A 14,211-nucleotide genomic window follows, 5' to 3' on the forward strand; every position below is an offset into this window, starting at 1 on the left:
AGTTTAAAAAAATTATAAATGACTAAGCTTGTTGAAAAAACAGAATCCTTTGTATTTGAACTTTTTAAAAATGAACTACCGGATACGATAGTTTATCACAATCATACACATACAAAGCGTGTTTTTAAAAGTACAAAAGAAATAATTGAAAATTCTGAAATTAATGTTAATGATGCTGAAATTTTGATGCTAGCAGCATTATTACATGACACTGGTTACACCAAAACTAGGGATGATCATGAAGATGAAAGCGCCAAAATTGCAGAAGATTTTCTAAAAAAAGAAGGTGCTGATCAAAAGGTAATTGATAGCGTAAAAGACTGCATAATGGCTACAAAAGTAGCTAACGAACCTAAAACTGAGCTTGATAAAATTTTACGTGATGCAGATGCGTCTCATTTTGGAAAAAAATATTTTAATGAAGCAAGTGAATTTTTAAGAAAAGAGCTTGAAATTAATGGTATCGCTACATTTACTCCTAGCGAATGGCTTGATGAAAACATAAAAATGCTATCAAAAAAGCATCGATTTTATACAGATTATGCTTTAAAGAATTGGCAACCAAGAAAAGAGAAAAATCTTGCTAAGCTTATTAAAACTAAAAAGAAGCACAAAAGAAAAATTAAAAAGGAAAAAATTAAGGCAAAATATAAAGCACAATATAAAAACGAAAGCCCAGAACGAGGTATACAAACATTTTATAGAGTTGCTTTAAGAAACCATATTAAATTAAGTGACATTGCAGATACAAAAGCTAATATTTTGCTGTCTGTAAATGCCATTATCATATCGGTAGTTTTGGCTAATTTAATTTCTAAATTAGATACTAATCCTTACCTGACTTGGCCTACAGTGATTTTTACTGTTTTCAGTGTGATTTCTATGGTAATGTCGATAATAGCTACTCGTCCTAACGTTACTAGTGGAGAATTTACCAAAGAAGATGTCGCTAATAAAGAAGTAAACTTAACCTTTTTTGGTAACTTCCATAAAATGGATTTGAAAGAATACGAATGGGCTATAGAAGAGCTTTTAAAAGATAAAAACTACGTTTATAAATCCCTTACTAAAGACTTATATTTTTTAGGTAAAGTGTTAGAGAGAAAATATAGATTACTACGTATAACTTATACTGTATTTATGATCGGAATTATTACGTCTTTAATTGCTTTTGGAATTGCTGTAAAGAACAATCCTGGAACTAACATAGAAGACGTTTTAGACACAACTTTTGTTATTAAATCAGATATGCTTAAAGTTAAAAAATCTACTTTTTATCTTTAAGCATATCTTTATAAGTAAAGTAAACATCTTCTGCTTTATCGTTATAAAGAATATCTACTCGTATTGCTTTTAAACCAGTAACACCTTGCAAATCATCTAACTCTAATATTTCTAAATTATTTGCTAAACGTTTTTTTGCTTGTAAAAACTTAACGTATTGTAAATATTCTTTTTCATCTTCTTTTTGAGAGTATACAATTGTTAACTTTCCTTTTTGGGTAATTCTCTCGTCAGTACCTTTTATATTAGCTTTATCCACTCGCTTTTTTACTACTTCATATCTTGCATTGTATGTACCATCTACATCAAAATGCTTTTCATCTGTTCTAAAACGAATAGATAACGGTTGGTTAAACACCAATATCATTGATGCTACGTCTAAAGCTTTTGGATATTGATGTTGATGGTTGTAGTATGTATTTTCCATCTCGCACATGACCTGCATTTGCCATAACCTTAGGTTATAAAGATAAATTTCGTTAAAAGAATTTTCCTTTGTAATTGACTCGCCAATGTACATGTTATGTTCTACACCATCAGTTTTAAAACGCTCAAAAAAGTGAGGATACATGCTTTGAGCTTCAATTTGCTTTCTATCTATGATAGACGCCATGTTTTTGTTGATTAAGCTAATGGTATCATCAAAGTTTTTGCGATAAAAATAAATAACTTTTAAAGTATCGTCTATCTTATTAAAGTAGTCTTCTATATCTTCCTTTAATTGTTGTTGTTTATTTAGTTGAAATCTAAATATAGGCTCTATTTCTTTATTAAAAAACTGTGTTAATTTTTGCTCTGTATCTACTTTAAACTGTTGCTTTAAATGGTCTTCAAATTGATCAATCTTAAACTTAATTTGTTGGTAAATTATTAAATCTTCTAGCGTTGAAGCTTTTTCAATTATATTTTTTACGAGTTTAAGTTGTAATTGAAGGTCTTTTAGTGTTGCTTCATTTCTTTCTTTTGATGATCCTTTTACATCAATTTGCCCAAATAATGGATAAACTTTATCAAAACTAATACGTTTAAAGTTTGGGTTACGTTTACCTTCTTCTTGTTCTTTTTTAAATAATCTTGCTGCTTCTTCAAACTTCCATCTTACACTTGGATGTATAGATGTGCATTCTCTTTGTATGATGGCTTCTATTTCGTTTTCTTCCTCTTCTTTTGCGCGTTTAACAGCTGTAAGTATAAAAGGCATTACATCTATTAACTTATTTGCGTTAATACTGTTTAACTCTCCTTTTTGATTAGACACTAATTCTAAAATAGCTAACAGCTGTCCATCTTCTGCTATTGGAGCAAAAATAGCACTTTCTATACCTTGCTCGTGCAAAGCTTTAAGTTGTGGCTCTTTACCTTGTGTTAATTGATACAATTTTTCTACATCAGAGATTGTGTAATAATTTTTATCTTTTATTAACTTATCATAAGAAAACATACAAAGTGCATCTTTACAGTGAATTGTTTCTTGATGGTTTAATAAAAAACTTTTTATATTACTTTGATAGGCTCGAGTAAGCGAATTGTCTTCTTGTGTAAATATTGAAAAACCAACTTTTATATTGTTACTATTAAATAGTCTTTGAAAAACATTTTCAAAATTTTCTATAAACGTCTTCTTCTCTCTTTTATTTATTTGAATCAAAGTTGATTTTATGTTTGATATAGACTGGTCGTCTGTTACATCAAACATACTTGATACTACAAATCCTTTAAATTGATAACTATTTGGCGGAAATTTTTCTTTCCATAGATCTATATTATCAAAATTATCTAATAACTCTTCATAATCTGCTTTAGTAAATTCTGGAGCATCTTTTGTAGGTAAAATCTCTATAAAATCTGCGTTATAAAGGACTTTATAAGTTCTTAAAATTCCATTACCATCAGGTATATCGTAATAAATAGGACGTTTAAAATTTAATTTATAGCCATAGTACATGCTTATAATTATTGTACATCCAAAAATATACAAATCATCATCTGGCATGTTTTTTATTACCAAATCAAATTCTTCTCCAGCTTCTTTAACTATATTTTTAAAACGTTGCGAAGAGGATAAAACTATGTTTTGTAATGGTATTGTTGCAAACTTTATTTCGTTTAAAGTTAAGACTTCACTAAAAACATCTTGAAGTATAATTTTAACTTCTTTTTGATATTCAGAAAGTATAGAATAATCTGTAAAACCTTCTTTTAGAATCGGGTTTTGTTCTGCAATTTCTAATATAGATTTAGCTTTTTTAGCTATAATTTCATTTTCACTTTTAGACAAAGCATCGTACTGGTTTAATAATTTATTAAAACCAATTTTTACAGAAAAAGGGAAAGTAATACTTGTGTCTATAGTTTTTAGCATATAATTTTATTTGTGCAAAATTAAAAAATATTGAGGTCTTTATTATAACTTCTCATATTTTTAAACTACAAAGGTATGTACAATATTTATTGTATTACCTATACTTCTTAATATAACTAATTTAGTTGACAATATATAATAACACCTATGAGTTACCTAAATAGTACAATCTTGCAAAAGACTACTTAATTAACTTATATTAAATTAATTAATAATTGATTGTCGTTAAAAAATAAAATAACTTACAACTATTACACTTTAGTTATTATAAAAACTATAGATGTTTAATTAGTATAATAGACAATTAATGAAGAAATTAATTAGACTTTAACATCTAAAGCATCTCGTAAAGCATTACCAACAAGCATAAAAGCCATAACCAAAAACATGATGCAAAGTCCTGGTAAAATTGCCAAGTAAGGCTTACCTAAAATAATATAATTGTAATGATCTTTTATCATTGCTCCCCAACTTGACATTGGCGGTTGTGCACCAATACCTAAAAAACTAAGACCTGATTCTATTAAAATTGCTGCTGCAAAATTAGCTGCACAAATCACTATTACCGGTGCTAAAATATTGGGTAAAATATGCTTGGCTATAATCCTAAAATCATTAAATCCTAACGCTTTTGCTGCAGTAACGTATTGCATTTCTTTTGCACTAATAATTTGACCTCTTACTACTCTTGCTACTTCTACCCACATGGTTAAGCCTACTGCTATAAATACTTGCCAAAACCCTTTACCTAAAGCTAAGGTTATAGCAATTACCAATAATAATGTAGGTATTGACCATGTTACGTTAATAATCCACATAATTGCTGCGTCGATTTTACCACCATAGTAGCCAGCAATACTTCCCATAAAAACACCTATTACTAACGAAATAAATACAGCTACAAAACCTATAAAGAACGAAATACGTGCACCAACCAAAAGCCTACTTAATAAATCCCTTCCGTATTTATCTGTTCCTAAATAAAATGTTCTTTTTTTTATGAATTGTTTTGTGGAATTATCTGTGATAAAATTAGCATTTATGGTTTTTGTTTCACCTTGCAATCCATCAGAAACATACTCGGTATAAGTTAGCTGATTACCTTCTAATTTATAATTTGAAATAGGTATTTCGGTGTTTGTGTTTTTCTTTCCAAAAAAAATAATATCAAACCAATTTTGATCATTATCTACTTCTGAAGGAATAGTTAGCATATCTACCGAAAAACCAGGTGATTTAGAGTGAATAGAGACATGCATTTGATTAGCGTTTTGCGAACTATCTGGCGCAAAGACATATGCAAAAACCGAGATTATACCAACTAAGCCAATGTATATCAAACTAAAAACGCCCCAAAAGTTTTTTATAAACTTTTGAAGCGCTAGTTGAGATAATGAGCTAGAGTTTTTACTCATTGATTATTAATCTTTTATTGTAGCTACTTTGTTAATACGGTAAGTACTATTTAAGTCGTCTAACACGTTTAAAGCTTCTTCTACATAAACATCTTTACTTAAATTTTCATGCCATCTTTCGCGTTTTTGCTTTAGTACAGTGTCTTGTTCAAACATTTTTTGTTCGTATGGTAAAGAGTTAAACGTTAGATTAGTTTTGTAATCTGAAATAGCATCAAACTGCTTAGCTTGCTCTTCGTTAAGCTTTAACTCTTCTTTATATTTTTTATAGTTTAATGAATATGTATTATCGTCCATTTGCTTTTTAGCCCATATAGCACTTTGTTCTATAAGTTTAAGCTGTTCGTTATTTGCCATACGCTGCTTACTTTTTGAAATAGTTGCATCGTAATCAAAATAACTATCCCAAACATCATAATCTACTGGTGTAATTTTATCCCATGGTAAAGGGTTTTCTTGATCACGTTCGCCAATATCAATAAAACTGTATCTGTCTGGAACTGCTATATCGCTTTTAACACCTTCTAATTGTGTTGATCCACCGTTAATACGGTAAAACTTTTGTCTTGTTAATTTTAAAGCACCTAAATCTCCGTGAGAACTATTACGCACCATTCTGTTAAGGTCTAATACGTTTTGTACAGTACCTTTTCCGTAGGTTTGTTTACTACCAATTATAATAGCTCTTTTATAGTCTTGCATTGCAGCTGCTAAAATTTCTGATGCTGAAGCAGACAACTCATTTACCATAATTACTAATGGTCCGTCCCAAGTTATACTTCTATCGGTATCTTTTAATACTTCTTTTTGAGATCCTGTTTCTCTTACTTGAACAATTGGCCCATCTTCTATAAATAAACCAGCCATATCAACTACGGTTTTTAAAGATCCACCACCATTGTTTCTTAAGTCTAAAACTAAACCTTCAATACCTTGCTCTTTTAAACGCTCAATTTCAAGTTTTATATCTGAAGCAGCATTTCGCTCTTTATAATCATTAAAATCTACATAGAATTTTGGCAAGTTTATTACACCGTAAATTCTATCATCTTTTTTAACAATTGAAGACTTTGCGTAGGTTTCTTCTAACTCTACTAAATCTCTTGTCACTTTTATATCTTCGATGGTACCATCAACCTTTTTCATGGTTAAAACAACATCTGTTCCTTTTGGTCCTTTTATTAGTTTAATAGCATCATCAATACGCATTCCTACAATACTTACTGCTTCTTTTTCGTCACCTTGACGTACTTTTAAAATCACATCGCCTACTTCAATCAGTCCATCTCTCCAAGCTGGTCCACCAGAGATTAACTCGACAATCTTAATGTAATCCATTTTCTTTTGTAATCTTGCTCCAATTCCTTCAAGTTTACCCGACATCTGTTGATCAAAACGATCTTTATCTACTGGCGCCATGTAAGATGTATGCGGGTCATACTCTTCTACTATTGTGTTTACATACATTGCAAACCAATCTTTACGCTCCATATCTTCTATATAGTCTGTAAAGTAATTATCAAGCGCTTTTAAGGTTTCGTTTCTAGCCTCTTCTTCAAGTTCGGTTAAAGACTTTGGTGCTTCTGTATTATCTTCTTTAGCTTCGTCATTTTCTTGTTGCTCAATTAAAGTTTCATAATTTGATAATGTATTAAACTTTAATTGTTGTCTCCATCTTTCTTTAAGCTGTTTTTTGTTTTTTGAATACTCTAAATTCTCATAATCTGCATTATATTCTTCATCCTTAGAAAAATCAAAAGGTTTTTCTAAAATCTCTTTATAATAGGCTTTTGCTTCTTCTTGACGCTTAATTAACCTTTCGTGTACTGCGTTGAAGAATGAAATATCATAAGCTTTTAATTGGTCATCAATTTCAGTTTCGTATTTTTTAAAATCATCAATATCTGACTTCAAAAAATAACGTTTTAAAGGATCTACTTGCTCTAAATAATCTTCAAATATTTCTTTTGAAAATGCATCATCTACAGTCTTTGGCTCAAAGTGAAGCTGATCTAATGCCAAAGTTATTATTTGAATTAATAATTTATCTTTATCTGGGTTATCGTCTACCTTAGTGGTAAAGCTACAAGATCCAAATGCAAGCACTAAAACTAGTAGCAAAATATTATAATTCCTTCTCATTTTCTTCTTATTTATTGGGAAATTTCTACTAAAGTAAAGAAAAAACTATGCCAATAAAATCTATTTGCACTAATTTTTTGTTAAACTGAATAAATTAGGCGGTTACAGAAGTTTTTATGTATTTTAGCAATAGGGAAAAACAAATCTAATTATGAGTAAAAAACCTTTAATTTTAGTGACTAATGATGATGGAATTACAGCTCCAGGTATTCTGGCTTTAATAGAAGTTATGGAAACTTTAGGCGATGTGGTTGTTGTCGCACCAGATAGTCCACAAAGTGGTATGGGACATGCTATTACTATTAACAACACATTACACTTAGATAAGGTCTCTAAAAAAGGTGAAAAAACACTAAAATACAGTTGTTCTGGCACACCTGCAGATTGTGTAAAAATAGCTGTAAACGAGGTATTAGACCGCAAGCCAGACTTATGTGTTTCTGGGATTAATCATGGTTCAAACAGTTCTATTAATGTTATTTATTCTGGCACGATGAGTGCAGCGATTGAAGCAGGTATAGAAGGTATACCAGCAATAGGATTTTCTAATTTAAATTATAATTGGGAAGCCAATTTTGAAGCCTCAAAAAAATACGTAAAACGCATCACAAAAAACGCTTTAAAACATGGTATTGCTGAAGGTGTTATTTTGAATGTTAACATTCCTGATTTAGAAGAAAAAGACATAAAAGGCATTAAAGTATGTAGACAAGCTAGAGCCAATTGGAAAGAGAAGTTTGATAAACGAAAAACACCGCAAGGAAAAGATTATTATTGGCTTACAGGAAAATTTGTAAATTACGATAATGGAAGTGATACAGATGAATGGGCTTTAAAAGAAGGATATGTATCTGTAGTCCCTGTACAATTTGATTTGACTGCGCACCATTACATGCAGCAACTTAATACTTGGCAATTAAACGATTAAGTTTTAATATATTTAATAAATGAAATACTATATTATTTCGGGTGAAGCTTCTGGAGATTTACATGGCTCTAACCTTATGAAATCTTTACAAAAAGTAGATGCAAATGCAGACTTTAGATTTTGGGGTGGAGATTTGATGGAAACAGTTGGAGGCACTTTAGTTAAGCACTACAAAGAATTAGCTTTTATGGGATTTGTAGAAGTAGTGATGAACTTACGCACCATTGCCAAAAACTTGTCGTTTTGTAAAAAAGATATTGAAAATTACAATCCAGACGCCATCATTTTTATTGATTATCCTGGGTTTAACCTACGTATTGCCAAATGGGCAAAAGTAAAAGGTTTTAAAACACACTATTACATCTCACCACAAATTTGGGCTTGGAAAGAAGGCAGAATTAAAGACATAAAACGGGATGTAGATCAAATGTATGTGATCCTTCCTTTTGAAAAAGATTTTTATGAAAAGAAACATAATTTTCCTGTTCATTTTGTAGGTCATCCTTTAATTGATGCTATTTCTAACCGAACACAAATTGATGATTCAGAATTTAGAAAAACACACAATTTAAGTGATAAACCAATTATTGCATTATTACCTGGTAGCCGTAAACAAGAAATCACAAAAATGCTTTCGGTTATGCTAAGTCTTGTTAATGATTATGAAGATTATCAGTTTGTAATTGCTGGCGCACCAGGACAAGATTACGACTTCTACAAGCAGTTTATAAAGCAAGACAATGTTAACTTTATAAATAACAAAACGTATGATTTACTAAGCTTATCTACAGCTGCGTTAGTAACTTCGGGTACTGCAACTTTAGAAACAGCACTTTTTAAAGTACCTCAAGTGGTTTGTTATAAAGGTAGTTGGATTTCTTACCAAATAGGGAAACGTGTTGTAAACCTTGATTTTATAAGCTTAGTCAATCTTATTTTAGAAAAAGAAGCTGTTACTGAACTTATTCAAAATGATTTTAATAAAAAACGTCTAAAAAAAGAATTAGATCTAATTTTAGATGAATACGAGCGTACTAAGTTTTTTATTGATTATTACGATTTAGAAAAAAAATTAGGAGGAAAAGGTGCCAGTTTAAAAACAGCAACTCTTATATTTGAGTCTTTAAATGATTAGCCTTTTAATGAAAAGATCTGCTTTAATTTTATTACTACTTACCATTTTTTCTTGTGGTGGCTCTAAAAACAGACCTATTATTGTTACAAAAAAAGAGGAAGAAAAAAACACTAAAACACCAGAAGTACGTAAACCTTCTACTAGAGCAACTACTAAAAAGGCAACAACTTCAACTGAAGTTATTGTAGAAGAAATTGACAATGCATTAATCGAAAAAATCATTGAAAACGCAAGCACTTACGAAGGTGTTAGATACAAATATGGCGGTACTACAAAAAAAGGAATGGATTGTTCTGGTTTGATGTATACTGCTTTTTCTGAAGAAGACATTAACTTACCGCGTACCACAAGTCAGCTATCTACTTATGGAGATTGGGTAGATTTAAAAGAAGTAAAAGAAGGCGATTTGCTATTTTTTGCTACTAAAAGAAATAGCAGACAAGTTAATCATGTTGGTTTGGTTACTTCTGCGCGTTTAGGTCGTGTAGAGTTTATCCATGCTAGCACAAGTCGTGGTGTTATTAGATCTTTACTATCTGAAAAATACTGGTATTTTGCTTTTGTACAAGCGCGTCGTGTATTATAATTCTTTCTAAAACTTAAAATAATCTTTAAAACACAGAACGAATAATCAATTATTTGCTATATTAGAGAAGTGAAGCTTCTCAAATTCAGCATAGTAAGACTAACCATCGGGTTGATTTTTGGCATCCTTTTATCAGAATTTTTTCTGATAGAAATTAATTATGCATTAGTAATTCTCATCGCTAGTTTTATAATTACAGCTGGAGTTTATTTCATTTTTAAAGATAAATACAACAATACAGTTTGGTTTGGTTTTTCAGCAATTTTAACTTGTATTATTTTAGGCATTTTTGTCTCTACGATCAATAAAAGTCTTTTAGAAAAATCTCATTTTTTTCATTTTAAAGAAGAAAATCAACAACCACAATTAATCACTTTTCAAGTTAAAGAATTTTTAAAACCAAATGCTTTTAGCGACCGTTATTATATTGAAATTTTGAAAGTAGACTATCAAAACACCAACGGTAAAGCATTATTAAATATTGAAAAAGATTCTACTACAAATACATTGAAAGTTGATGATATTTATGTAACTAAAACCGAAATAAATGATATAAAATCACCATTAAATCCTGATCAGTTTAGCTATAAAAACTATCTAAAAAATCAACAGGTTTTTTATCAATTATACAGTAAAGATTCAGAGCTTTTCCTTTTAAATAATGACACAAATACACAACGTGGTCATGCCGCCAGCTTTAGACAGCTTATCAATAAAAAGCTAAAAAACTACAATTTTACTAAAGACGAATTATCTATAATTAATGCTCTAATTTTAGGGCAACGTCAAGGTATTGACAAAGATCTTTACGACAGTTACACTAATGCAGGCGCAATACATATTTTGGCGGTTTCCGGTTTACATGTTGGTATTATTTTACTTATTTTAAGTTTTGTTTTAAAACCTTTAGAACGTATCAAACACGGTTATTTTATAAAAACAATTGTTATTTTATTATTGCTTTGGAGCTATGCTATAATTGCTGGTAGTTCTGCTTCAATTGTACGCGCCACAACTATGTTTAGCATTGTTGCTATTGGTTTAAATTTAAAACGAACATCAAATATTTACAACACACTAGCGACTTCAATTTTTGTCCTTTTATTAATTAAACCTAGCTTCATTTTTGATGTAGGTTTTCAGTTAAGTTATGCGGCTGTTTTTGCTATAGTAAGCATTCAGCCCATCATAGAACCTTTACTAAAACCAAAAAACAAATTACTTAACTTACTTTGGAAAACACTTACAGTTACTGTATCTGCTCAATTTGGAATCATACCAATAAGCCTGTATTATTTTCATCAATTTCCAAGCTTGTTTTGGTTATCTAACTTGGTGGTTATTCCGGTTTTAGGGATTATATTAGGCTTAGGTCTATTAGTTATTACGCTAGCTTTGATTGATTTGTTACCTGAGTTTATAGCCGATATTTTTTCTTTTGTTATAAGAATGATGAACACTTTTTTTGAATGGATTGCACGACAAGAAAGCTTTTTATTTCAAGACATTTCTTTCAATGTTTTTCAGGTGATTATAAGTTACTTATTAATTTTCACGATCTATCAATTTTATTTTAACCGAAAAGCGAAATGGGTATTCTATTCCTTAGCATTAATTATTGGTTTTCAAGCAAATTTCATCTTTAATACAAGTCAAAATAAAGGTGAAAAATTATATATTTTTCATAAAAGTAAATACACCATAATTGGTGAAAAAGTTGATAAAAAGCTTCAATTGTATTCTAATCTTGAAAGTGTTGAAACAAATACAATCCCAAGAACTTTTGCTGTTAAAAATAATTTAAACATTGAAAGACCAAAACCTATACAGCCCATTTTCAATATAAAAAACCAAACACTTTTAGTTATTGATAGTTTAGGTGTATATCCAGTAATAAATTTAAAAATTGATTATGTATTACTTACGCAATCGCCAAAAATTAACTTAAATCGATTAATAGACAGCATACAGCCTATTGCTATTATTGCAGATGGAAGTAATTATAAATCTTATATTTTACGTTGGAAAACTACTTGCTTAAAACAAAAAATCCCGTTTTACCAAACAGGAAAAACGGGAGCTTTTATAATTGATTAAATACTTTTATTTTTTGAACTGAAATTTAAAATTCTCATAATATGCGTTGAAATCTTCTTGAGTTTTCATGTCCTTATGATCATTCTGTGCAAACATTTTTAAGTACAATTCTAAGCCTTGAGCATCTTTATATCCTACAATTGGAGCTAACACATTAGATTGTTCATCTAAAAACACTAATGTAGGAAATGCTCTTATACCAAAAACACGAGATAACTGATGATTAGCGTTTCTTGTTTTTGCTTTTGCAGGGTCATAACCAGGATTAGAATATGTTTTTCCTTTATAAGTTACCTCTTCATCTCCTTGAGCATTAAATTTGACTGCGTAGTAATTTTTGTTAATATACTTTACAACGTCTTCATTTTTAAATGTGTTACGATCTAGCATTTTGCATGGTCCACACCAAACAGTGTAGGCATCTATAAATATTTTTTTAGGAGCAGTTTTTTGTGCCTCTAAAGCCTCTTCTAAAGACATCCAATTAATTTCTTGTGCGGTAATATTTAATGCAAAAAGCATTGTAAAGGCTATAAAAAAAGTTTTCATATATATTGTTTTTAATTGTAGTCGCAAAATGTATTCCAAATTTACAAAAAATAAAAGCGCCTCTAAATTGAGACGCTTTTTTTATATTAATTACTTATAATTATTTTACACCGTGCATCATTCGCTTCATCATTGGATTAATAACAACCAATATAACAGCTGCTGCGATAGGAATTACTGTAAATATTAAAAAGAATGTTGACAGTCCATACTCTTCAGAAATTTGATCTATATAACTTCCTGTAATACCTCCTAAAAAGTTTGCTATAAAGTTTGCTATAAACCATATACCAAACATCAATCCAACTAATTTTAAAGGAGCTAACTTACTTACATAAGACAAACCTACTGGCGAAATACATAACTCTCCCAACGTATGAAATAAATAAGCTACAACTAAAAACATTAAGCTTACTGAAGCTGATTTTGCTCCTTCAGGAATTGCGGATGCACCATAAGATAAAACAGCAAAACCAATACCTAACAATACTAAACCTAATGCAAATTTTATAGGTCCTGATGGGTTAAATTTACTTTCCCAAACCTTTGAAAACAATGGAGCAAATAATATAATGAATAATGAATTTAAAACTGAAAACCAAGATGCTGGCACTTCTGTTGCATCAGAAGAGAATTCTTTTTTAAGCATCCAAATTACAATCCCCCAAATAATTAAAAAGCTTAAACCTAGCCACACATTAGACATAGAATATTTTCCGAAAGTTTGTTTAAATAGCATTATTAATACCCAAGTTATTACTACCATTGGTACTAATGTAATAATTGTATTTACAATTTTAAATGTATTTGCAGCGCTACCTTCTAAAGCTCTATCTGTATAATCTGCTGCAAAAATAGTCATTGATCCTCCTGCTTGTTCAAATGCCCACCAGAAGAAGATTGTAAATACAGCAAAAATTCCAATAACTGTAATTCTATCTCTTACCACTTTAGAGTTTTCAGCTTCATCTGCCACATCTTCTATATTTTCACCTATTTCTTCAATGGTATCTTCTACAGAGTCATCTAAATCTTGAGTTTGTTTAGGAGACAAACCTATGTTTCCAAATATTGATTGTGCAAAATAAAATTGTAACATTCCTAAGAACATAAATATCCCAGCTAATCCAAAACCATAGTGCCATCCAACTTTTTCACCAATATAACCACATAATAAAATTCCTAAAAATGCACCTGCATTAATACCCATATAAAAAATAGTATATCCTGCATCTTTTTCTTTACCATTTCCTTTATATAATTGACCTACTATAGAAGAAATATTTGGTTTAAATAACCCATTACCTAATATTAAACATAATAAACCTAAATAGAAAAATATATTAGACATACCTTCTAAAGCCATACTTGCATGACCTAACGTCATTATAAATGCACCAAGGACAACTGCTTTTCTATATCCAAAAATTTTATCTGCTAAAAAACCTCCAATAATTGGTGTTAAATAAACTAATCCAGTATACCATGCATATAATACTAATGCATCACTTCTTTCCCAGCCCCAACCTTCTTCTAGTAATGATGACACTAAAAAAAGCACTAAAAGCGCACGCATTCCGTAATAAGAAAAACGTTCCCACATTTCAGTAAAAAACAAGACAAATAGCCCTGAAGGATGACCTAAAACAGTCTTTTGATTGGTTTCTGAACCTCCAAATTTAAATTCCATAATGTATAATTTAGTTAGTTTTT

General features: G+C 30.0%; 10 protein-coding genes. 5 read left to right on the forward strand and 5 right to left on the reverse strand.

The annotated features are described in order from the left end of the window. The first annotated feature begins 18 nt into the window (after positions 1 to 18). Positions 19 to 1,284, forward strand: coding sequence for a Pycsar system effector family protein (locus FHS04_RS07330; protein WP_106679977.1), 1,266 nt, complete (start codon positions 19 to 21; stop codon positions 1,282 to 1,284). On the opposite strand, the gene FHS04_RS07335 is transcribed toward FHS04_RS07330, so the two are convergent. From FHS04_RS07335 to FHS04_RS07345, 3 genes are all read right to left on the reverse strand, one after another. Next, positions 1,268 to 3,646: a GAF domain-containing protein gene (locus FHS04_RS07335; RefSeq protein WP_106679975.1), complete on the reverse strand. Its 2,379-nt coding sequence runs from the start codon at positions 3,644 to 3,646 to the stop codon at positions 1,268 to 1,270. The genes FHS04_RS07330 and FHS04_RS07335 overlap by 17 nt on opposite strands. 320 nt (positions 3,647 to 3,966) lie before the next feature. After that, positions 3,967 to 5,061, reverse strand: a complete 1,095-nt coding sequence (locus FHS04_RS07340; RefSeq protein ID WP_106679973.1) for an ABC transporter permease — start codon at positions 5,059 to 5,061, stop codon at positions 3,967 to 3,969. Between the two features lie 6 nt (positions 5,062 to 5,067). After that, positions 5,068 to 7,203 carry a carboxy terminal-processing peptidase gene (locus FHS04_RS07345; RefSeq protein WP_106679971.1) on the reverse strand — a complete coding sequence of 712 codons (2,136 nt, stop codon included), beginning with the start codon at positions 7,201 to 7,203 and terminating at the stop codon, positions 5,068 to 5,070. Between the two features lie 151 nt (positions 7,204 to 7,354). On the opposite strand from FHS04_RS07345, the gene surE reads away from it, so the two are divergent. The 4 genes from surE (at position 7,355) to FHS04_RS07365 (ending at position 11,949) form a co-directional block, all read left to right on the forward strand. After that, entirely contained in the window at positions 7,355 to 8,131 is a 777-nt protein-coding gene (gene surE / locus FHS04_RS07350) for a 5'/3'-nucleotidase SurE (RefSeq protein ID WP_106679969.1), read from the forward strand. 19 nt (positions 8,132 to 8,150) lie between these two features. Then, positions 8,151 to 9,266 (forward strand): lipid-A-disaccharide synthase, encoded by a 1,116-nt coding sequence (gene lpxB / locus FHS04_RS07355; RefSeq protein ID WP_106679967.1) that lies wholly within the window; start codon positions 8,151 to 8,153, stop codon positions 9,264 to 9,266. 7 nt (positions 9,267 to 9,273) lie between these two features. Then, positions 9,274 to 9,852 carry a C40 family peptidase gene (locus FHS04_RS07360; RefSeq protein ID WP_106679965.1) on the forward strand — a complete coding sequence of 193 codons (579 nt, stop codon included), beginning with the start codon at positions 9,274 to 9,276 and terminating at the stop codon, positions 9,850 to 9,852. 111 nt (positions 9,853 to 9,963) lie between these two features. Next, a complete protein-coding gene (locus tag FHS04_RS07365; protein WP_221184964.1) occupies positions 9,964 to 11,949 on the forward strand; it encodes a ComEC/Rec2 family competence protein in 1,986 nt (661 codons plus the stop codon). 6 nt (positions 11,950 to 11,955) lie between these two features. On the opposite strand, the gene FHS04_RS07370 is transcribed toward FHS04_RS07365, so the two are convergent. After that, positions 11,956 to 12,498 carry a thioredoxin family protein gene (locus FHS04_RS07370; RefSeq protein ID WP_106679961.1) on the reverse strand — a complete coding sequence of 181 codons (543 nt, stop codon included), beginning with the start codon at positions 12,496 to 12,498 and terminating at the stop codon, positions 11,956 to 11,958. 100 nt (positions 12,499 to 12,598) lie between these two features. Continuing rightward, positions 12,599 to 14,188, reverse strand: coding sequence for a peptide MFS transporter (locus FHS04_RS07375; protein WP_106679959.1), 1,590 nt, complete (start codon positions 14,186 to 14,188; stop codon positions 12,599 to 12,601). Positions 14,189 to 14,211: the final 23 nt, after the last annotated feature.

Source organism: Mesoflavibacter zeaxanthinifaciens subsp. sabulilitoris, from assembly GCF_014191595.1.
Taxonomy (GTDB): domain Bacteria; phylum Bacteroidota; class Bacteroidia; order Flavobacteriales; family Flavobacteriaceae; genus Mesoflavibacter; species Mesoflavibacter zeaxanthinifaciens.

Bases quoted from the DNA above. Each gene is read 5' to 3' on its own strand.
- FHS04_RS07340 (WP_106679973.1), bottom strand. From the start codon at position 5,061: ATGAGTAAAAACTCTAGCTCATTATCTCAACTAGCGCTTCAAAAGTTT.
- FHS04_RS07335 (WP_106679975.1), bottom strand. From the start codon at position 3,646: ATGCTAAAAACTATAGACACAAGTATTACTTTCCCTTTTTCTGTAAAA.
- FHS04_RS07345 (WP_106679971.1), bottom strand. From the start codon at position 7,203: ATGAGAAGGAATTATAATATTTTGCTACTAGTTTTAGTGCTTGCATTT.
- FHS04_RS07360 (WP_106679965.1), top strand. From the start codon at position 9,274: ATGAAAAGATCTGCTTTAATTTTATTACTACTTACCATTTTTTCTTGT.
- surE (WP_106679969.1), top strand. From the start codon at position 7,355: ATGAGTAAAAAACCTTTAATTTTAGTGACTAATGATGATGGAATTACA.
- FHS04_RS07330 (WP_106679977.1), top strand. From the start codon at position 19: ATGACTAAGCTTGTTGAAAAAACAGAATCCTTTGTATTTGAACTTTTT.
- FHS04_RS07370 (WP_106679961.1), bottom strand. From the start codon at position 12,498: ATGAAAACTTTTTTTATAGCCTTTACAATGCTTTTTGCATTAAATATT.
- lpxB (WP_106679967.1), top strand. From the start codon at position 8,151: ATGAAATACTATATTATTTCGGGTGAAGCTTCTGGAGATTTACATGGC.
- FHS04_RS07375 (WP_106679959.1), bottom strand. From the start codon at position 14,188: ATGGAATTTAAATTTGGAGGTTCAGAAACCAATCAAAAGACTGTTTTA.